The sequence below is a fragment of the Klebsiella planticola ATCC 33531 genome, from assembly GCF_000735435.1.
In the GTDB taxonomy this organism is placed as follows: Bacteria; Pseudomonadota; Gammaproteobacteria; order Enterobacterales; family Enterobacteriaceae; genus Klebsiella; species Klebsiella planticola.
Genome location: NZ_JMPP01000017.1, coordinates 84,376 through 104,747, shown reverse-complemented (window position 1 = coordinate 104,747; position 20,372 = coordinate 84,376). Strand labels below are relative to the sequence as shown.

Genomic DNA, 20,372 nt, shown 5'->3' with positions numbered 1-20,372 from the left:
TATGTTATGGTGCATCTACCTTAACATACCGATATTTCTACCGTGCGCTGGTTTCTCTATTTGATACGTACCGCCGATAATCGCCTTTACACCGGGATTACTACCGATGTTGCGCGCCGTTTTTGTCAGCATCAGGATGGCAAGGGAGCAAAAGCATTGCGGGGAAAAGGCGAACTGCAGCTGGCGTTCAGCCAGGAAGTTGGTGAACACTCACTTGCACTACGAGTGGAGTATCGCATCAAGCAGCTAACGAAGCGCCAGAAAGAGCGCCTCGTTGCCGGAGATGGTTCTTTTGAGACTCTGCTGGAGAGCCTCAGAGGCGGTTAAAGCGATCGCTGTACTCCACCAGCCCATGCACCCCTTCCAGCGCGTCATCGGCCAACGGGCGCACCTGGAACGCCTCGGCGGTATCCGCCCAGCGGCAACGCAGATCGAAGCGGGCTGCCGGCTCAAAGCCGAGGCGGCCGTAGAAGGCCGGATCGCCCAGTGTCACCACTGCGGCATAGCTAAACTCATTCAATGAATCCAGCCCTTCGTAGACCAGCTGGCTGCCGATTCCCTGGCCGCGATAATTTTCATCTACCGCCAGCGGCGCCAGCCCAACCCACTGCAGTTCTTCGCCTTCAACGGAGACCGGGCTGAAGGCGGCATAGCCAATAACCTGCCCTTCATCATCTGTCGCCACCACGCCCAGCGTGATCAGACCGTCTTCACGTAAATCGTGCACCAGCTGCGCTTCGGCATCGCTGCCAAACGTACGGCGCAATAACGCGTCGATTCCCGGTGCATCAATCCCAATTTCAACTCGAATCAGCATGCCTCACCTACCGATGTCTGTTCAGGTTTCCGCGGGCCGTTCAGCCCCGCTTCAACAAAGTCAGCCAGCTGCAGCAGCATCACGCGCAGCGCTTTTGGCATCTGCTCCAGCTCAATGGCATCCATCAGGTTTTTTACATACAGCCCCAGCTCAGTATCACCTTCGATGACCAGCCGACGCTGGAAGAACAACGTATCCGGATCCTGCTTACGCGCGGCGATCATCAGCAGATCGCTGGCATCGGCGCTGAAGCTCACATCCGCTTCGGCCGTAGAGCTGACCACCAGACGCCCTTCGCTCACCGAGGTATACCACAGCAGACCGATATCACGCACATTAATACTTAACCAGCGGCCTTCGAGAAAATCCAGTTCGCCATCTTCCAGAGCCTGACGAAACTGCCAGCTTAATACCTGCTCCAGCACCTGGCGCTTGAGGGCAAAAGGCGCCAGCTTAACCGGCACGCTCATCAAAGACGGGCCAAAGTGGACCAGCCGGGAACGCAATTTATCCAACACAAGCCTTACTCCATGAAAGCAATAGTTCCGCTATTGTGCCATATCAAATAAACGACATAGCGGCGTAAATCAACAAAATCACAACGACGGATACCTATTATTGGCGCCGTCAATACGCTTTTAACTGCCTCAAATCAAAAATTGTCACCAGAAGGTTAACTAAAATCCCTGCTCATTAACCCTATCAGCGTCCCTACGGGCCGCATTTTTCAGGAAAAATTATGGAGCTGCTCTGCCCAGCCGGCAACCTTCCGGCACTTAAGGCGGCCATCGAAAACGGTGCCGATGCCGTCTATATCGGGCTGAAAGATGACACTAACGCCCGCCACTTTGCCGGCCTTAATTTCACCGAAAAGAAACTGCAGGAAGCCGTTAGCTTTGTGCGTCAGCACCGTCGTAAGCTGCATATCGCGATCAATACCTTTGCACATCCTGACGGTTATGCCCGCTGGCAGCGCGCGGTAGACATGGCGGCACAGCTGGGCGCGGATGCCTTAATCCTTGCCGATATCGCCATGCTGGAATACGCCGCGGAGCGTTATCCGCATATTGAACGCCACGTTTCGGTACAGGCGTCGGCAACCAACGAAGAGGCGGTGCGTTTCTATCACCGCAATTTCGATGTCGCCCGCGTTGTGCTACCGCGCGTGCTCTCGATTCATCAGGTAAAACAGCTGGCCCGCACGACGCCGGTTCCGCTGGAGGTCTTCGCCTTCGGTAGCCTGTGCATCATGGCAGAAGGCCGCTGCTACCTCTCTTCCTACCTGACCGGCGAATCGCCGAATACCGTCGGCGCCTGTTCACCTGCGCGCTTTGTCCGCTGGCAACAAACGCCGCAGGGTCTGGAATCACGCCTCAACGAAGTGCTGATCGATCGCTATCAGGATGGCGAAAATGCCGGTTACCCGACGCTGTGCAAGGGCCGCTATCTGGTAGATGGCGAGCGCTATCATGCGCTGGAAGAGCCAACCAGCCTGAATACGCTGGAGCTACTGCCGGAACTGATGGCGGCCAATATTGCGTCGGTGAAAATTGAAGGTCGTCAGCGCAGCCCCGCCTATGTCACCCAGGTGGCGAAAGTCTGGCGCCAGGCGATCGATCGCTGCAAAGCCGATCCGCAAAACTTTATTCCGCAATCCGCATGGATGGAGACGCTCGGTGCCATGTCCGAAGGGACACAAACCACCCTTGGCGCCTACCACCGTAAATGGCAGTGAGAAAAGTAATGAAATATTCATTAGGGCCGGTGCTTTACTACTGGTCGAAAGAGACGCTGGAAGATTTTTACCAGCAGGCCGCACGTTCCAGTGCCGATACTATCTATCTGGGCGAAGCCGTATGCAGCAAACGCCGCGCCACCAAAGTGGGCGACTGGCTGGAGATGGCGAAAGCGCTGGCGGGCAGCGGTAAGCAGGTGGTGCTCTCCACGCTTGCGCTGGTGCAGGCCTCTTCCGAACTCAATGAGCTGAAGCGCTATGTCGATAACGGCGAATTTCTGATCGAAGCCAGCGACCTTGGCGTCGTCAATATGTGCGCAGAGCGCAAACTGCCTTTCGTCGCCGGACATGCGCTCAACTGCTATAACGCCGTCACCCTGCGTCTGCTGCGTAAACAAGGAATGATGCGCTGGTGCATGCCGGTTGAGCTGTCTCGCGACTGGCTGGTGAACCTGCTCGCCCAGTGCGAAGAGCTCGGTCTGCGCGATCAGTTCGAAGTGGAAGTCCTGAGCTACGGCCACCTGCCGCTGGCCTATTCTGCCCGCTGCTTTACCGCACGTTCCGAAGATCGCCCGAAAGATGAATGCGAGACCTGCTGCATCAAGTACCCGAACGGGCGCAGCGTGCTGTCCCAGGAGAATCAGCAGGTGTTTGTCCTGAACGGTATTCAGACCATGAGCGGCTATGTCTATAACCTCGGCAACGAACTGACGTCGATGCAGGGGCTGGTCGATATGGTGCGCCTGTCACCGCTGGGCAACGATACCTTTGCTATGCTCGATGCTTTCCGCGCCAATGAAAACGGCGCCTCGCCGCTGCCGCTGATCGCCAACAGTGACTGTAACGGTTACTGGAAACGACTGGCCGGGCTGGAACTGCAGTCCTGAAAATAGCTCGCTTTGTTAACAGCATGCTTCGTCTTTTCATGCAGTATGAAAGCTGCAGCTTTTCTGGCTGGCGCTCGCTGAATGCGCCAGGCTGGAAGAAGACCTTCAATCTGATGACGATGCTGTAACAAAGTGAGCCTTTATGACTGACAAATCTATTCCGTTCTCGGTGCTCGATCTGGCACCGATCCCCGAGGGTTCTTGCGCCAAAACGGCCTTCTCGCACTCTCTGGATCTCGCTCGCCTGGCTGAAAAACGCGGCTATCACCGCTATTGGCTGGCGGAACATCACAACATGGTTGGCATTGCCAGCGCCGCAACATCGGTGCTTATCGGTTATCTGGCAGCGAATACCACGACGCTGCATCTGGGATCCGGTGGCGTGATGTTACCCAACCATTCACCGCTGGTGATCGCCGAACAGTTCGGTACGCTCAATACCTTATATCCCGGGCGTATCGACCTGGGGCTTGGCCGTGCGCCGGGCAGCGACCAGCGTACGATGATGGCGCTCCGCCGTCATATGGGCGGGGATGTTGATAACTTCCCGCGCGATGTCGCCGAACTGGTGGACTGGTTTGATGCCCGCGATCCCAATCCGCACGTGCGCCCGGTTCCCGGTTACGGAGAGAAGATCCCGGTGTGGCTGTTAGGCTCCAGTCTGTACAGCGCGCAGCTGGCGGCGCAGCTTGGCCTGCCCTTTGCCTTCGCTTCGCACTTCGCGCCGGATATGTTATTCCAGGCGCTGCATCTCTACCGCACCCAGTTCAAACCGTCCGAACGCTTAGCGAAACCGTACGCCATGGTATGTATTAATATCATCGCCGCCGATAGCAACCGTGATGCCGAATTCCTGTTCACCTCGATGCAACAGGCATTCGTGAAACTGCGTCGCGGCGAAACCGGTCAGCTGCCGCCGCCGGTGGAAAATATGCATCAACTGTGGTCTGCCTCAGAACAGTATGGAGTCCAGCAGGCGCTCAGCATGTCGCTGGTTGGGGATAAAGCCAAAATCCGCCACGGGCTGGAATCCATTTTGCGGGAAACCCAGGCCGATGAGCTGATGGTGAACGGCCAGATCTTCGATCATCAGGCGCGCTTGCATTCGTTTGATTTAGCGATGCAGGTGAAAGAGGAGTTGCTGGGGTAGTTTTTTGCCGGATGACGGCGGCGCCTTATCCGGCCTGCTCATCCCCTGCAAGCCCGGTCAGCTTCGCGCCACCGGGCATGCTGTTTACTGGTAAACAGGCAACAGATTAAAGCTCGATAAGAAATGCACGATAATGTTACCGGCGCCAAACAGCAGAATCAGCACAATCATCGGCGTTCCACCCCAGACACGAAACTGTGGGCTGCCGAAGCGCTTGCGCGATGCGCGGGCCAGCAGCGCCGGAACAATCGCCGCCCAGATGGTTGCGGCCAGACCGGCATAGCCGATGGCATACAGGAAACCATTGGGCTGCAGCAGGCCGCCGATGATCGGTGGAACAAAGGTCAGGAGCGCGGTCTTAAAACGGCCGAGAGCAGAATCATCAAAACCAAACAGGTCCGCCAGGTAGTCAAACAGGCCCAGGGTTACCCCAAGGAAAGAGCTGGCAACGGCGAAGTTCGAGAACACCACCAGTAACAGATCCAGACTACGGCTGTTGAGCACCCCGCTCAATGCCTGTACCAGCACATCAATATTGCCGCCCTTCTGCGCGATACCGATAAACTCAGGGCGTGGAATGTTGCCCATCGTCACCAGTAACCAGACGACATACAGCCCCAGAGCCAGCAGCGTGCCGTAAACCAGGCAACGGGTTATGGTCCGGGGATCTTTGCCATAATACTTCATCAGACTCGGTACGTTACCGTGATAGCCAAAGGAGGCCAGGCAAAACGGGAGGGTCATCAACAGGTACGGCGTGTAGGATGCATTCTTTTCGGCGACGTTAAACAGTGTCGTCGGCTCAACGTGACCCAGCAGACTTCCGAAGGTCAGGAAGAAGGTAATAACCTTGGCTCCCAGTACGATTGCCGTCATTCGGCTCACCGCTTTGGTACTCAACCAGACGATAAAAGCCACCAGCAGCGCAAAGCCAAAGCCCGCTGCCCGCGCCGGCACATGCAATGAAAGCTCCGAGAAGGTATGGTGCAGTATGGAGCCGCTGGCCGAGATATAGGCGTAGGTCAGAATATAGAGCACAAAAGCGATCGACAGACCGTTGACCAGATTCCAGCCTTTCCCCAGCAGATCTTTGGTGATGGTGTCGAAGCTGGAGCCAATACGGTAGTTCAGGTTCGCTTCCAGAATCATCAGTCCGGAATGGAGCATGCAAAACCAGGTAAAGATCAGCGCAGCCAGCGACCAGAAGAACCACGCACCGGACATGACCACCGGCAGCGAAAACATGCCTGCGCCAATGATGGTCCCGCCGATTATCACCACGCCGCCAAATAAGGACGGTCGGGTTGCCGTAGTGGTAAGTGTCGCCATTTGCCGAAATCTCCAGTCATTCATGCTTTTCGTTGTTAACGCGCAGCACTGTACCAGTACACGAGTACAAAAGAAATAAAAAAAGCCCCAATCATCACGATCGGGGCTGTATTATTTACTTTACGCTAGCGGAGTGCGCTAATTACGCATCGCCACCGAAACGACGACGACCAGCGGAATCATCACGGCGCGGAGCCGCAGCTGCATCATCACGACGCGGAGCACGAGCACCGTCACGACGTTCGCCGCTGAAACGACGACCATCACCACGGCCGCCTTCACGACGCTCACCACCACCGAAGTTGCGGCCGCCTTCACGACGTTCGCCACCGAATGCGCGACCGCCTTCACGGCGCTCACCACCGCCACGACGCTCGCCGCCACGGTCCGGACGCGGCTGAGCATCGCCCAGCAGCTGCATGTTCATCGGCTTGTTCAGGATGCGAGTACGAGTGAAGTGCTGCAGAACTTCGCCCGGCATGCCTTTCGGCAGTTCGATCGTGGAGTGGGTACCGAACAGCTTGATGTTACCGATGTAACGGCTGCTGATGTCGCCTTCGTTAGCGATAGCGCCAACGATATGACGAACTTCAACGCCATCATCGCGGCCCACTTCAATGCGATACAGTTCCATATCGCCCACGTCGCGACGTTCGCGCTTAGGACGATCTTCACCGCTACGCTCCGGACGGTCGCCACGCGGACCACGGTCGTTGCGGTCGCCACGGCGCTCGAAACGATCGTCACGGTCGCGGAATTCACGCTTAGGACGCATCGGTGCATCCGGCGGCAGAATCAGCGGACGTTCGCCCTGAGCCATTTTCAGCAGGGCTGCGGCCAGGGTTTCGATATCCAGCTCTTCACCTTCAGCAGACGGCTGGATTTTCGCCAGCAGCGCACGGTACTGATCCAGATCGCTGCTTTCCAGCTGCTGCTGAACTTTGGCGGCAAATTTTTCCAGACGGCGTTTGCCCAGCAGTTCTGCGTTCGGCAGTTCGACTTCCGGGATCGTCAGCTTCATGGTGCGTTCGATGTTACGCAGCAGGCGGCGTTCACGATTCTCAACGAACAGCAGCGCGCGGCCAGCACGACCCGCACGACCGGTACGGCCGATACGGTGAACGTAAGACTCGGAGTCCATCGGGATATCATAGTTAACAACCAGGCTGATACGCTCAACGTCAAGGCCACGAGCCGCAACGTCGGTCGCAATCAGAATATCCAGACGACCATCTTTCAGACGCTCCAGAGTCTGCTCACGCAGCGCCTGGTTCATGTCGCCGTTCAGCGCGGCGCTGTTGTAGCCGCTACGCTCCAGCGCTTCAGCCACTTCCAGGGTCGCGTTTTTGGTACGAACGAAGATAATCGCCGCATCAAAATCTTCCGCTTCCAGGAAACGCACCAGCGCTTCATTTTTACGCATACCGTAAGCAGTCCAGTAGCTCTGGCTGATGTCCGGGCGAGTCGTAACGCTGGACTGGATGCGCACTTCCTGCGGCTCTTTCATAAAGCGGCGGGTAATGCGACGGATCGCTTCCGGCATGGTGGCAGAGAACAGAGCGGTCTGATGACCTTCCGGGATCTGCGCCATAATCGTTTCTACGTCTTCGATGAAGCCCATACGCAACATTTCGTCAGCTTCATCCAGTACCAGACCGCTCAGTTTAGAGAGATCAAGAGTACCGCGCTTCAGGTGGTCCAGCAGACGACCTGGGGTACCCACAACGATTTGTGGTCCCTGGCGCAGAGCACGCAGCTGCACGTCATAACGCTGGCCGCCGTAAAGGGCTACCACGTTTACGCCGCGCATATGTTTAGAGAAGTCCGTCATTGCTTCAGCAACCTGTACCGCCAGTTCGCGGGTCGGCGCCAGCACCAGAATTTGCGGTGCTTTCAGCTCAGGATCAAGATTGTTCAGCAGCGGTAAAGAGAACGCTGCGGTTTTACCGCTACCCGTCTGGGCCATACCCAGAACGTCGCGGCCGCCCAGAAGATGCGGAATGCACTCAGCCTGGATCGGAGATGGTTTTTCGTAACCCAGATCGTTAAGCGCTTCAAGGATGGGAGCCTTCAGGCCCAGATCTGCAAAAGTGGTTTCGAATTCAGCCATGTAGTACGTGTGCCTCAAAATTAATGGCGGCCAGTCTACATAACTCAACGTGAAAATTTAGAGTAATTTTCATTGAAAAGTGTGAACCGGCTCAAAGTAGGTGTATTAACGAACAACAACGCCCTCACCCGTTAAGGTGATGGCAAACAAAAAAATGGGCTGATGTGTTCGTCAGCTATTGCTGGTCCGATTCTGCCAGGTCATCTTGCTCCTGGCCCAAGAGCGATAATTCCAACAATGCGTATCGGTGCTCAACGTAGTTGTGAACGTTGTTTGCGACCGCCAGTTTGAACAGTGCCGTAGCGCTGTCCTTGTCCCCCAGACTTAGGTAGTACTTACCTAAATAGAAGTTGGTTTCACTGAGATGCTCAGCGAGCGAGGTGTTATCCGTTGCGTCTGCCTTCAAACGGTCCATCAACGTTTTTTCGTTGATGTCGCTAAGGTAGAACTCGACAATGTTCCATCCCCATTGTTCTTTATCCGATTTGTCGAAGCGCTGTTTCAGTGCTTCAAGCGCCTGCTTCTCGTCGAGTTTACGCTCAGCGAGGTAAAGCCACAGGCTACGGAAAGGATCATTGGGATCGTCTTGATAAAACGCCAGCAGATCATCTTGCGCTAACTTAGCGCGACCGCCGTAATACAGGGCGATACCGCGATTCAAGTGCGCGTAGTTGTAAGTTGGATCAAGCTCAAGTACAGAATCAAACGCTTCATAGGCAGCATCAAAATTGCCTGCCTGCGTTAAATAAATGCCTAAGTAATTGAATACTTCAGGCATATCAGGTCGGATTGCCAACGCTTGTGAAAAATCATTTCGCGCTAATGCCCTCAGACCGAGACTATCATACAACACTCCGCGCTCATATAAAAGCTGTGCGCGTTCGTCATCGGTTAAAGCCCGACTGGCAAGAATTTGTTCCATGCGCGCCAGAATCACTTCTTGCTGCAAAGTCGGTTGCAATGGCACCGCGAGGACTGCGTCCTTACGCCAGGCAGAGTTGCTGCATCCTGCCAGCGTGAGAGCTGTCGCCACGAAACACCAGCGCAAAAAAGGCTTCATTTCCCACTCCCGAAGACAACGATTGGATGAACGTCCAGTTCCCCGGCTGCAAACAGGGCGTCCTGCCCGTAATACGCCCTCCGCCAACGCGGAGGGCAAACGGCAACCTTACTCGCCTTGCTCAGCAACCGGAGCTTCCGGTGCAGCGGCAGGCTGTGTCTGTTCAGCTGCTTCTTTAATGCTCAGACGAACGCGGCCCTGACGGTCAACTTCCAGAACTTTAACCGGCACTTCCTGACCCATCTGCAGGTAATCGGTCACTTTCTCTACGCGCTTGTCAGCGATCTGAGAAATGTGGACCAGACCTTCTTTACCGCCGCCGATGGCAACAAATGCGCCAAAGTCAACGATACGGGTCACTTTACCATTGTAAACACGGCCAACTTCGATCTCAGCGGTGATCTCTTCGATACGACGGATAGCGTGTTGCGCTTTGTCGCCATCGGTTGCTGCGATCTTCACAGTACCGTCATCTTCGATTTCGATGGTAGTACCGGTCTCTTCAGTCAGCGCACGAATCACAGAGCCGCCTTTACCGATCACGTCTTTGATCTTGTCCGGGCTGATCTTGATGGTGTGGATACGCGGTGCGAATTCGGAGATATCGCCGCGCGGCGCGTTAATCGCCTGCTCCATTACGCCCAGGATGTGCAGACGAGCACCTTTCGCCTGGTTCAGTGCAACCTGCATGATCTCTTTGGTGATGCCTTCAATTTTGATATCCATCTGCAGCGCAGAGATACCGTCGCGGGAACCCGCCACTTTGAAGTCCATATCACCCAGGTGGTCTTCGTCACCCAGAATGTCAGACAGAACAACGTAGTTGTCGCCTTCTTTCACCAGACCCATTGCGATACCCGCAACGGCAGCTTTCACCGGCACACCAGCATCCATCAGCGCCAGAGAAGCACCGCACACGGAAGCCATGGAGGAAGAACCGTTAGATTCGGTGATTTCAGATACCACGCGAACGGTGTACGGGAATTCTTCCGTGGTCGGCATAACGGCCAGTACGCCGCGCTTAGCCAGACGACCGTGACCGATTTCACGACGCTTCGGTGAACCCACCATGCCAGTCTCGCCGACAGAGTACGGAGGGAAGTTGTAGTGGAACAGGAAGGAGTCAGTACGCTCGCCCATCAGTTCGTCAATGTTCTGCGCATCACGTGCGGTACCCAGAGTCGCAGTCACCAGCGCCTGAGTTTCGCCACGGGTGAACAGTGCGGAACCGTGAGTACGCGGCAGTACGCCAGTACGAACATCCAGACCACGAATCATATCTTTTTCACGGCCATCGATACGCGGCTCGCCTGCCAGTACGCGGCTACGCACGGCATTTTTCTCGATAGCGTGCAGGATTTCACCCAGTTCGTTAGCGTCCAGGGTTTCGTCTTCAGCAATCAGCGTCGCGATGGTTTCCGCTTTGATCACGTCAATCTGAGCGTAACGCTCTTGTTTATCAGTGATACGGTAAGCATCGCTCAGACGCGCTTCGGCCAGGGCAGCAACGCGCGCATTCAGCGCTTCGTTGACGGCTTCCGGCTGCCAGTCCCAGCGCGGTTTACCCGCTTCTTTAACCAGGTCGTTGATGTTCTGAATGACAATCTGCTGCTGCTCGTGGCCAAAGACCACCGCACCCAGCATCTGGTCTTCGCTCAGCAGTTCAGCTTCAGATTCCACCATCAGGACTGCCGCTTCGGTACCGGCAACAACCAGGTCCAGCTTACTTTCTTTCAGCTCATCCTGAGTCGGGTTCAGAACGTACTGGTCATTGATATAACCAACGCGAGCAGAACCGATAGGACCGTTGAACGGAATACCTGACAGGGACAGCGCTGCGGAAGCACCAATCATCGCCACGATATCCGGGTTAACCTGTGGGTTAACGGAAACAACGGTAGCGATAACCTGAACTTCGTTGACGAAGCCTTCCGGGAACAGCGGACGAACCGGGCGGTCAATCAGACGCGCGATCAGGGTTTCGCCTTCGCTTGGACGGCCTTCACGACGGAAGAAACCACCCGGAATTTTACCTGCTGCGTAAGTACGCTCTTGATAGTTAACGGTCAGCGGGAAGAAGTCCTGACCTGGCTTCGCTTTTTTCTGACCAACAACGGTAACGAATACCGCAGTGTCATCCATGCTAACCATGACAGCAGCAGTGGCCTGACGAGCCATCATGCCGGTTTCCAGCGTTACGGTATGTTGGCCGTACTGGAATTTACGAACGATCGGATTTAGCAAAATTCTATCCTTTATATCAATAGGTGACGCGATATCCACGACATAGCGTCAGTTGACCCGATCTCCTGCATCCTCGCGACTAATGACAACCTTTACCCGCCCCTGCGGATCAAGCCTCTCATTAGCCGCGCGAACCTCTGCACGAAGATCATTAATAGCAACAATACATGAGTTTTTAGTGAATTGCTGCCGCCTGGTCGAAAAAAGGGGCCCTGAGGCCCCTTTTTCTGAAACTCGCAGAATTAGCGACGCAGACCCAGACGCTCGATCAGCGAAGAGTAACGTGCAACATCTTTACGTTTCAGGTAGTCGAGCAGTTTACGACGCTGGGAAACCATGCGCAGCAGACCACGACGGCTGTGGTGATCTTTTTTATGCTCGGAGAAGTGACCCTGCAGATGGTTAATCTGTGCAGTCAGCAGTGCAACCTGAACTTCGGTAGAACCGCTGTCGTTTTCGCCACGACCAAACTCAGAAACGATTTTTGCTTTAGCTTCAACGCTTAGAGACATTTTAAAACTCCAGATTTAAAAGAAAGAAAGGGTGCCGATCTCTAATTCAGCGACCCCTGATGCAACGCCCGAAAATGTTAAAACACTTTTGCGGACGTTAAGCGGCGATATTCTACCCGCAGCCGGCTTTTATCGCAAGAACAGCACTCAAGCAGGGTATTCGACAACCAGACGACGCGGCGCCACGCGGCCTTCATCGTCAATCTCACCCATACCGAGAAACTTACCGTCTTCACCTTCAGTGACTCGCACCAGGCCCTGTAGCGGGGCACCTGTTGTACGGACCGGGTTGCCATTCTTAAAGTAAACCGCCGATGTTTCGGGAATATTAACCAGCGGATAATCTGACGCCGGGCTGTCCATAGGCATCAGCAGCGGATCGAGCAGCTGCGCGGCGGGAATATCCTGTGCCGCCGCCTGTTCAACCAGCGCCTGTAGCTGCTCCAGCGTCACCATCCGCTCAACCGGATATTTGCTGACGGCCAGACGGCGCAGATAAATAACGTGGGCGCCACAGCCCAGTTTCTCACCCAGATCGTCGATAATCGTCCGGATATAGGTGCCTTTGGAGCAATGAATTTCCAGCTCCAGCTCATCCCCTTCGTGGCGGATAAACAGCAGCTCATAGACGTTAATCGGCCGGGCTTCACGCGGAACGTCAATCCCCTGACGGGCATATTCGTAGAGCTTTTTCCCCTGGTATTTCAGCGCCGAATACATCGACGGTACCTGTTGGGTTTCGCCGCGGAAACTGTCCAGCGCCGCCGCCAGCTGTTCGTCGCTGAAGGTCAGCGGGCGCTCTTCCACCACCTGGCCATCGGCATCAGAGGTGTCGGTACGCTGTCCGAGCTTCGCAATCACACGATAACGCTTATCGGAATCCAGCAGATACTGGGAAAACTTGGTGGCTTCCCCGAGGCAAATCGGCAGCATGCCGGTTGCCAGCGGATCCAGCGCCCCGGTGTGCCCTGCGCGGTTCGCATTATAGATACGTTTGACTTTCTGCAGTACATCGTTGCTGGACGCGCCCTGAGGTTTATCCAGCAACAGCACGCCATGCACATCGCGACCGCGACGACGAGGACGACTCATCAGTCCTCCTTGCTGTCGTCCGGGTTCACACGACGCTCATCGTCATGCTTCACCACGCTGGTCACCAGGTTAGACATACGCATCCCTTCAACCAACGAGTTGTCGTAGAAGAAGGTCAGTTCCGGCACGATACGCAGCCGCATTGCTTTCCCCAGCAGGGAACGGATAAAGCCGGATGCTTCCTGCAATGCTTTGATGCCGGCTTTCACCGCGGCTTCGTCTTTGTCGTTCAGAAAGGTCACGAAGACTTTGGCATAAGCCAGATCGCGAGACATTTCAACGCCAGAAACGGTGGTCATCATGCCCAGACGCGGGTCTTTAATTTCGCGTTGCAGGATGATAGCAATCTCTTTTTGCATCTCCTGAGCCACGCGCTGCGGGCGACCAAATTCTTTCGCCATAATAAATTCTCCAGATAAAGACAAAAAAGGGGCCATAAGCCCCTTTTTAGAATTATTGCCGGGTGGCGCTATGCTAACCCGGCCAACGCTAGTCAATCGTCTAAGGATTTGGGGGCAACACAGGCGGCAGGCTCATCAATCCCCGGGAGCATAGATAACGATGCGACCGGGGTGAACGAGCGCAGCCAACGCAGTGGCGGCCCAAAAGTCGACGAAGATTACGCGATGGTACGCTGAATCTCGATGATCTCGAACACTTCGATCATATCGCCAACGCGAACGTCGTTGTAGTTCTTCACGCCGATACCACATTCCATGCCGTTACGGACTTCGTTAACGTCATCTTTGAAGCGGCGCAGGGATTCCAGCTCGCCTTCATAGATAACCACGTTGTCGCGCAGTACGCGGATTGGGTTATGACGTTTAATCGTCCCTTCGGTAACCATACAGCCCGCGATAGCGCCGAATTTCGGCGATTTAAAGACATCGCGCACTTCAGCCAGACCGATGATCTGCTGTTTCAGTTCCGGAGAGAGCATACCGCTCATCGCCGCTTTCACTTCGTCGATCAGGTTATAGATGACGGAGTAGTAGCGCAGATCCAGGCTTTCCGCTTCGATAACTTTACGCGCTGATGCATCGGCACGTACGTTGAAGCCTACCAGGATAGCGTTGGATGCCGCAGCCAGGGTCGCGTCGGTTTCGGTGATACCACCTACGCCAGAGCCGATGATCTTCACTTTGACTTCGTCGGTAGACAGTTTCAGTAAAGAGTCGGAGATCGCTTCCACGGAACCCTGAACGTCCGCTTTCAGTACGACGTTCACTTCGTGAACTTCGCCTTCAGTCATGTTAGCGAACATGTTCTCAAGTTTAGATTTCTGCTGACGCGCCAGTTTGACTTCACGGAATTTGCCCTGACGATACAACGCAACTTCACGCGCTTTCTTCTCGTCACGAACCACGGTCACTTCATCACCCGCAGCCGGAACACCGGACAGACCGAGGATTTCCACCGGAATGGACGGACCCGCTTCCAGAACTTCCTGACCCAGTTCGTTACGCATCGCACGAACGCGACCGTATTCGAAGCCGCACAGAACGATGTCGCCCTTGTGCAGAGTACCTTCGCGAACCAGAACGGTTGCCACCGGACCACGACCTTTATCCAGGAAGGATTCGATAACCGCACCGCTGGCCATACCGTTACGTACCGCTTTCAGCTCCAGAACTTCAGCCTGCAGCAGGATAGCATTCAACAGGTCATCAATACCGGTACCCGCTTTCGCAGAAACAGGGATGAACTGAGATTCGCCGCCCCACTCTTCCGGCATAACGCCGTACTGAGACAGTTCGTTTTTAACGCGATCCATATCCGCTTCAGGTTTGTCGATCTTGTTGACCGCAACCACTACCGGCACCTGAGCCGCTTTTGCGTGCTGGATAGCTTCGATAGTCTGTGGCATCACGCCATCGTCGGCAGCGACAACCAGAACAACGATATCCGTTGCCTGCGCACCACGAGCACGCATTGAGGTAAACGCGGCGTGGCCTGGGGTATCCAGGAAGGTGATCATCCCGTTTTCAGTTTCAACGTGGTATGCACCGATGTGCTGGGTAATACCACCCGCTTCGCCGGATGCCACTTTGGTTGAACGAATATAGTCCAGCAGAGAGGTTTTACCGTGGTCAACGTGACCCATGATGGTCACAACCGGTGCACGGGCTTCTGCCGCCGCGCCGGTATCACGGTCGCTCATTACCGCTTCTTCCAGTTCGTTCTCACGACGCAGGATAACTTTGTGGCCCATCTCTTCGGCAACCAGCTGTGCGGTTTCCTGGTCGATGACCTGGTTGATGGTCGCCATCGCGCCCAGCTTCATCATCGCTTTGATGACCTGAGAGCCTTTGACCGCCATCTTGTTAGCCAGCTCGCCAACGGTGATGGTTTCACCGATGATAACGTCACGGTTTACAGCCTGCGCAGGCTTCTGGAAGCCCTGTTGCAGAGAAGAACCTTTACGCTTGCCGCCTTTGCCGCCACGAACGGCTGCACGGGCTTCTTCACGATCGGCTTTGGATTCGGCGTGTTTGTTGCCTTTCTTCGGACGCGCAGCTTTGCTGTTGCGACCGCGGCCACGACCGCCTTCAACTTCGCGATCGTTATCATCTTCAGCCTGACGGGCGTGCTGAGACGTCGTCACGTGATAATCGCTGGTTTCTTCTGGAGCTTCTGGTGTTTCGGTCCAGTTCTTTTCGTTTTCTGCAGCCATACGGCGTGCTTCGTCCGCTACGCGGCGCGCTTCTTCTTCAAGCTTGCGACGTGCTTCTTCTTCCGCTTTACGTTTCAGCTCTGCTGCTTCGTTTTCACGGCGGATCTTTTCAGCCTGGGCGCTTTTTGTCATGTCGTCGGTTTGTTGATTGCTCACTTTGTCTTTTTCCGCAGCTTCACGTTTCGCTTTCTCAGCGACTTCACGTTTAGCTTGTTCTGCGGCCTCACGTTCAGCTTTTAATTGCGCCTCTCGCTTGGCAGCTTCTTCTGCCTCGCGATGGGCTTGCTCTTCCGCTTCACGCTGCGCCTGCTCTTCCGCGGCAAGGCGTTCTGCCTCTTGCGGATCGCGTTTCACAAAGGTGCGCTTCTTGCGGACTTCGATTTGTACCGATTTACTTTTACCACCGGTACCTGGAATATTTAACGTGCTGCGCGTTTTGCGCTGCAGCGTCAGCTTGTCGGGCGCCGAACCGTGTTCACGGTTCAGGTGCGTCAACAAGGTCTGCTTCTCTTGCGCCGTCACAGAATCATCAGCCGATTTGCGAATCCCTGCATCAGCAAATTGCTGTATCAGGCGATCCACAGAGGTCTGAATCTCTGAGGCCAGCGCTTTAATGGTCACATCTGTCATGCTGTTCCTTCCTGCTACAGTTTATTACGCTTCGTCGCCGAACCAACAAATATTACGGGCGGCCATGATGAGCTCTCCGGCTTTTTCGTCGGTCAACCCTTCGATATCAGCCAGATCATCAATGCCCTGCTCGGCGAGATCTTCCAGCGTACAAACACCACGGGCAGCCAGTTTGAAAGCCATCAAACGTTCTAAACCTTCCAGATTTAACAAATCATCGGCAGGTTTAGTATCTCCCAGGCTTTCTTCCTGAGCCAGCGCCAACGTGGTCAGCGCATTTTTCGCACGCTCACGAAGTGCTTCAACGGTGGCTTCATCCAGACCGTCGATTTCCAGCAGTTCTTTCACCGGCACATAGGCCAGTTCTTCCAACGTCGCGAAACCTTCTTCAACCAGCAGCGTGGCGAAATCTTCATCAATATCAAGATATTTCGTGAAGGTATCGATAGCCGCGTGGGCTTCAGCCTGATGCTTCGCCTGCAGGTCGTCAACGGTCATCACGTTGAGTTCCCAGCCGCTCAGCTGTGAGGCCAGACGGACGTTTTGACCGTTACGGCCAATCGCCTGCGCCAGATTGCCCGCTTCAACCGCGATATCCATGGTGTGCTTATCTTCATCCACCACGATAGAGGCGACGTCAGCCGGTGCCATCGCGTTAATCACGAATTGCGCCGGGTTATCATCCCACAGGACGATATCGATACGCTCGCCGCCCAGCTCGGTTGAAACCGCCTGAACGCGTGCGCCACGCATACCTACGCAAGCGCCAACCGGGTCGATACGCTTATCGTTGGTTTTCACCGCAATCTTGGCACGAGAGCCCGGATCGCGAGCGGCGGCTTTGATTTCGAGAACTTCTTCGCCGATTTCCGGTACTTCAATACGGAACAATTCAACCAGCATTTCCGGCTTAGAACGGGTCACGAACAGCTGAGCGCCGCGCGCTTCCGGACGAACCGCATACAGGACACCGCGGATACGGTCACCCGGACGGAAGTTCTCACGCGGCAACATATCTTCACGCAGGATCACGGCTTCAGCATTGCTGCCCAGATCCAGAGTGATGTTGTCGCGGTTTACTTTCTTCACCACGCCGGTGATGATTTCACCTTCGTGCTCGCGGAACTGATCGACAACCATAGCGCGTTCAGCTTCACGCACTTTCTGTACGATAACCTGTTTCGCGGTCTGCGTAGTGATACGGTCGAAGGTGACGGATTCAATCTGGTCCTCAACGTAGTCACCAGGATTCATGCTTTCGTCTTCGTAGCGCGCCGCTTCCAGCGTAATTTCGCGCGTCGGCTGGGTCACTTCTTCAACGACCAGCCAACGACGGAAGGTGTCGAAATCACCGCTTTTACGGTCGATTTCTACGCGAACGTCGATCTCTTGTTCATATTTTTTCTTGGTTGCCGTTGCCAGAGCACTTTCCAGCGCTTCGAAAATCTTTTCGCGCGGCAGCGCCTTTTCGTTGGAAACGGCTTCAACAACAGCCAAAATTTCTTTGTTCATCGGGGCCTTTCACCTCAATCCAGACTGTTAAAAGTGGGGAACCAGGTTCGCCTTCTGGATGTTACTCAGCGCGAACACTTCATCTTTGCCTTCGACGGTTACCGTGATCATTTCACCGTCTACCGCTTTGATAATGCCCTGCCATTTGCGACGGTTCTGTACCGCCATACGCAATACCAGCGCGACTTCCTCACCGGAAAAACGCTCATAGTGTTCGGCGGTAAACATCGGGCGATCGAGACCAGGTGAAGATACTTCCAGGTTGTAAGCTACGGTGATTGGATCTTCGACATCCATGACAGCGCTGACCTGGTGGCTCACATCAGCACAATCATCAACATTGATGCCATCATCACTATCAATATAGATGCGCAGTGTGGATGTGCGACCGCGAATGAATTCGATGCCGACCAGCTCAAAGCCAAGCGCTTCAACCGGCGCCGTGAGCATCTCTGTTAATTTTTGCTCTAATGTGGACAAACCCACCCCCAAGACATAAAAAAAGGGCGTATAGCCCAGTTATTCTGAAGTCAGATAACAAAAAACCCCGATAAATCGGGGTTTTAGATAACTGAACCCTGCGATCGCAACTGCGATCTGGAACACCTTCCAGGAGAATTCTTTCAAATTCGGATACGAAGGACCAGGTCCTCACAGTATATTTGAAAAAGTACTCAATGGGAAAGTGGTTGCGGGGGCCGGATTTGAACCGACGACCTTCGGGTTATGAGCCCGACGAGCTACCAGGCTGCTCCACCCCGCGCCTGAAACGTGGCATATTTTACTCTTATTGAGCAAAAGACGCAAATACTGCTGGGATTTGGTACCGAGGACGGGACATAAAATCGTGGTAAAGTTTATTGATAAACTCTATATTTTGTCAACCTGTATTTCGTCTCTCCCTGTTCTCGTTTGTGCTGCCATCTCGCTATTTTTTAGCAAAAAAGCAATGAAGCACTTCCTGTCATCCGCAAAAGATGATTAAATGAAAACTCACAATTAATGCATAAACATGCAATAAGAACTTGTTCCATTTGACGCCATTGCTACCGTATATTTGGGTACGGAAAGCGCGCAGTCGCCAGAGCAGCGTCAAAGCTCGTGAAGATTATGCACTTTGTCCGCAGAAAAAACGGCAGGCAGAATAGTCAAATGGGACAGGTTCTACGACTTGATAAACCGAACTCACAACAGTCTATCTAGCAGGGTTTTATTTTATGACGACGATTCTTAAGCATCTCCCGGTTGGTCAACGTATTGGTATCGCTTTCTCTGGTGGTCTGGATACCAGCGCCGCACTGCTGTGGATGCGCAAAAAAGGCGCAGTTCCTTATGCCTATACTGCAAACCTGGGCCAGCCTGACGAAGAAGATTACGATGCAATCCCTCGTCGCGCCAAAGAGTACGGTGCAGAAGGCGCTCGTCTGATCGACTGCCGTAAACAGCTGGTCGCAGAAGGTATCGCCGCGATTCAGTGCGGTGCTTTCCACAATACTACTGGCGGTCTGACCTACTTTAACACCACCCCGCTGGGCCGCGCGGTGACCGGCACCATGCTGGTTGCAGCGATGAAAGAAGATGGCGTAAACATCTGGGGCGACGGCAGCACTTACAAAGGCAACGATATCGAGCGTTTCTACCGCTATGGTCTGCTGACCAATGCCGAGCTGAAAATTTACAAACCGTGGCTGGATAGCGACTTTATCGATGAGCTGGGCGGCCGTCAGGAAATGTCCGAATTCATGATTTCCTGCGGCTTTGACTACAAAATGTCCGTTGAAAAAGCCTACTCCACCGACTCCAATATGCTGGGCGCAACGCACGAAGCGAAAGATCTGGAATTCCTCAACTCCAGCATGAAAATCGTTAACCCGATCATGGGCGTCAAGTTCTGGGACGAAAGCGTCAAAATCCCGGCCGAGGAAGTGACTATCCGTTTTGAGCAGGGTCATCCGGTGGCGTTGAACGGTAAAACCTTCAGCGATGACGTCGAGCTGATGCTGGAAGCGAACCGCATCGGCGGCCGTCATGGTCTGGGCATGAGCGATCAGATCGAGAACCGTATCATCGAAGCGAAGAGCCGCGGTATTTATGAAGCCCCGGGGATGGCGCTGCTGCATATTGCTTATGAGCGTCTGCTGACCGGTATTCACAACGAAGATACCATCGAGCAGTACCATGCCCATGGTCGCCAGCTGGGCCGCCTGCTGTATCAGGGCCGTTGGTTTGATTCCCAGGCTCTGATGCTGCGCGATGCGCTGCAGCGTTGGGTGGCCAGCGCCATTACCGGCGAGGTGACGCTGGAGCTCCGTCGCGGCAACGACTACTCCATCCTGAACACCGTCTCCGATAATCTGACCTACAAAGCCGAACGTCTGACGATGGAAAAAGGCGACTCCATGTTCTCGGCGGAGGACCGTATTGGTCAACTGACCATGCGTAATCTGGATATTACCGATACCCGTGACAAGCTGTTTGGTTACGCGCAATCGGGCCTGCTGAGCGCCTCTTCGGCTACCGGCCTGCCGCAGGTAGAAAACCTGGAAAACAGAGAAAAATAATCTGTTTTCAACTACGCTTTCAGCCGACGTTAATCCGTCGGCTTTTTTTTTGGTCAACA

At 54.5% G+C, this 20,372-nt stretch carries 18 protein-coding genes and 1 tRNA gene; 5 read left to right on the top strand and 14 right to left on the bottom strand.

All coding sequences use genetic code 11. The annotated features are described in order from the left end of the window. Positions 1-33 precede the first annotated feature (33 nt). Positions 34-327 carry a GIY-YIG nuclease family protein gene (locus GRPL_RS18325; RefSeq protein ID WP_172619961.1) on the top strand — a complete coding sequence of 98 codons (294 nt, stop codon included), beginning with the start codon at positions 34-36 and terminating at the stop codon, positions 325-327. Here GRPL_RS18325 and GRPL_RS18330 read toward each other — a convergent pair. Both GRPL_RS18330 and ubiT read right to left on the bottom strand, forming a co-directional pair. Beyond that, positions 314-817: a GNAT family N-acetyltransferase gene (locus tag GRPL_RS18330; RefSeq protein ID WP_032690593.1), complete on the bottom strand. Its 504-nt coding sequence runs from the start codon at positions 815-817 to the stop codon at positions 314-316. The two genes, GRPL_RS18325 and GRPL_RS18330, sit on opposite strands and share 14 nt — an antisense overlap. Continuing rightward, entirely contained in the window at positions 811-1,335 is a 525-nt protein-coding gene (ubiT, locus tag GRPL_RS18335) for a ubiquinone anaerobic biosynthesis accessory factor UbiT (protein ID WP_032690592.1), read from the bottom strand. Before ubiT ends, GRPL_RS18330 begins: the two co-directional genes overlap by 7 nt. 221 nt (positions 1,336-1,556) lie before the next feature. Here ubiT and ubiU point away from each other — a divergent pair, with 221 nt between their 5' ends. The 3 genes from ubiU to GRPL_RS18350 all read left to right on the top strand — a co-directional run bounded on the left by ubiU (position 1,557) and on the right by GRPL_RS18350 (position 4,589). Then, the gene (ubiU, locus tag GRPL_RS18340) at positions 1,557-2,552 is read left to right on the top strand and encodes a ubiquinone anaerobic biosynthesis protein UbiU (protein WP_032698734.1); all 996 of its coding nucleotides are present in this window, start codon (positions 1,557-1,559) and stop codon (positions 2,550-2,552) included. 8 nt (positions 2,553-2,560) lie between these two features. Further along, a complete protein-coding gene (locus GRPL_RS18345; protein WP_032698733.1) occupies positions 2,561-3,439 on the top strand; it encodes a U32 family peptidase in 879 nt (292 codons plus the stop codon). A 142-nt stretch (positions 3,440-3,581) separates the two neighbouring features. Then, the gene (locus tag GRPL_RS18350; RefSeq protein ID WP_032697439.1) at positions 3,582-4,589 is read left to right on the top strand and encodes a luciferase-like monooxygenase; all 1,008 of its coding nucleotides are present in this window, start codon (positions 3,582-3,584) and stop codon (positions 4,587-4,589) included. Positions 4,590-4,673: 84 nt separating this feature from the next. On the opposite strand, the gene mtr is transcribed toward GRPL_RS18350, so the two are convergent. From mtr to GRPL_RS18405, 12 genes are all read right to left on the bottom strand, one after another. Further along, positions 4,674-5,918, bottom strand: coding sequence for a tryptophan permease (gene mtr, locus GRPL_RS18355; RefSeq protein ID WP_032690586.1), 1,245 nt, complete (start codon positions 5,916-5,918; stop codon positions 4,674-4,676). A 142-nt stretch (positions 5,919-6,060) separates the two neighbouring features. Then, positions 6,061-8,028: a DEAD/DEAH family ATP-dependent RNA helicase gene (locus GRPL_RS18360; RefSeq protein WP_004868054.1), complete on the bottom strand. Its 1,968-nt coding sequence runs from the start codon at positions 8,026-8,028 to the stop codon at positions 6,061-6,063. Further along, positions 8,021-8,101 (bottom strand): protein YrbN, encoded by an 81-nt coding sequence (gene yrbN / locus GRPL_RS27700; RefSeq protein ID WP_099001532.1) that lies wholly within the window; start codon positions 8,099-8,101, stop codon positions 8,021-8,023. Before yrbN ends, GRPL_RS18360 begins: the two co-directional genes overlap by 8 nt. Positions 8,102-8,203: 102 nt before the next feature. Continuing rightward, positions 8,204-9,088, bottom strand: coding sequence for a lipoprotein NlpI (gene nlpI / locus GRPL_RS18365; protein ID WP_004868058.1), 885 nt, complete (start codon positions 9,086-9,088; stop codon positions 8,204-8,206). Between the two features lie 108 nt (positions 9,089-9,196). Further along, positions 9,197-11,332, bottom strand: coding sequence for a polyribonucleotide nucleotidyltransferase (pnp, locus tag GRPL_RS18370; protein ID WP_004868062.1), 2,136 nt, complete (start codon positions 11,330-11,332; stop codon positions 9,197-9,199). Between the two features lie 242 nt (positions 11,333-11,574). Then, positions 11,575-11,844 carry a 30S ribosomal protein S15 gene (rpsO, locus tag GRPL_RS18375; RefSeq protein ID WP_004868066.1) on the bottom strand — a complete coding sequence of 90 codons (270 nt, stop codon included), beginning with the start codon at positions 11,842-11,844 and terminating at the stop codon, positions 11,575-11,577. A 147-nt stretch (positions 11,845-11,991) separates the two neighbouring features. After that, a complete protein-coding gene (gene truB, locus GRPL_RS18380; RefSeq protein ID WP_032690585.1) occupies positions 11,992-12,936 on the bottom strand; it encodes a tRNA pseudouridine(55) synthase TruB in 945 nt (314 codons plus the stop codon). Then, positions 12,936-13,337: a 30S ribosome-binding factor RbfA gene (rbfA, locus tag GRPL_RS18385; RefSeq protein ID WP_004106092.1), complete on the bottom strand. Its 402-nt coding sequence runs from the start codon at positions 13,335-13,337 to the stop codon at positions 12,936-12,938. Before rbfA ends, truB begins: the two co-directional genes overlap by 1 nt. Before the next feature lie 218 nt (positions 13,338-13,555). Next, positions 13,556-16,240 (bottom strand): translation initiation factor IF-2, encoded by a 2,685-nt coding sequence (gene infB, locus GRPL_RS18390; RefSeq protein ID WP_004868071.1) that lies wholly within the window; start codon positions 16,238-16,240, stop codon positions 13,556-13,558. Between the two features lie 24 nt (positions 16,241-16,264). Beyond that, a complete protein-coding gene (gene nusA, locus GRPL_RS18395; protein ID WP_032690584.1) occupies positions 16,265-17,752 on the bottom strand; it encodes a transcription termination factor NusA in 1,488 nt (495 codons plus the stop codon). A gap of 27 nt (positions 17,753-17,779) precedes the next feature. Next, the gene (gene rimP, locus GRPL_RS18400) at positions 17,780-18,232 is read right to left on the bottom strand and encodes a ribosome maturation factor RimP (protein ID WP_004868075.1); all 453 of its coding nucleotides are present in this window, start codon (positions 18,230-18,232) and stop codon (positions 17,780-17,782) included. Positions 18,233-18,438: 206 nt separating this feature from the next. Further along, positions 18,439-18,515 (bottom strand) — tRNA-Met (locus tag GRPL_RS18405). A gap of 454 nt (positions 18,516-18,969) precedes the next feature. Between GRPL_RS18405 and argG the strand changes: the two genes are divergently transcribed. Then, entirely contained in the window at positions 18,970-20,313 is a 1,344-nt protein-coding gene (argG, locus tag GRPL_RS18410; protein ID WP_032697437.1) for an argininosuccinate synthase, read from the top strand. Positions 20,314-20,372: the final 59 nt, after the last annotated feature.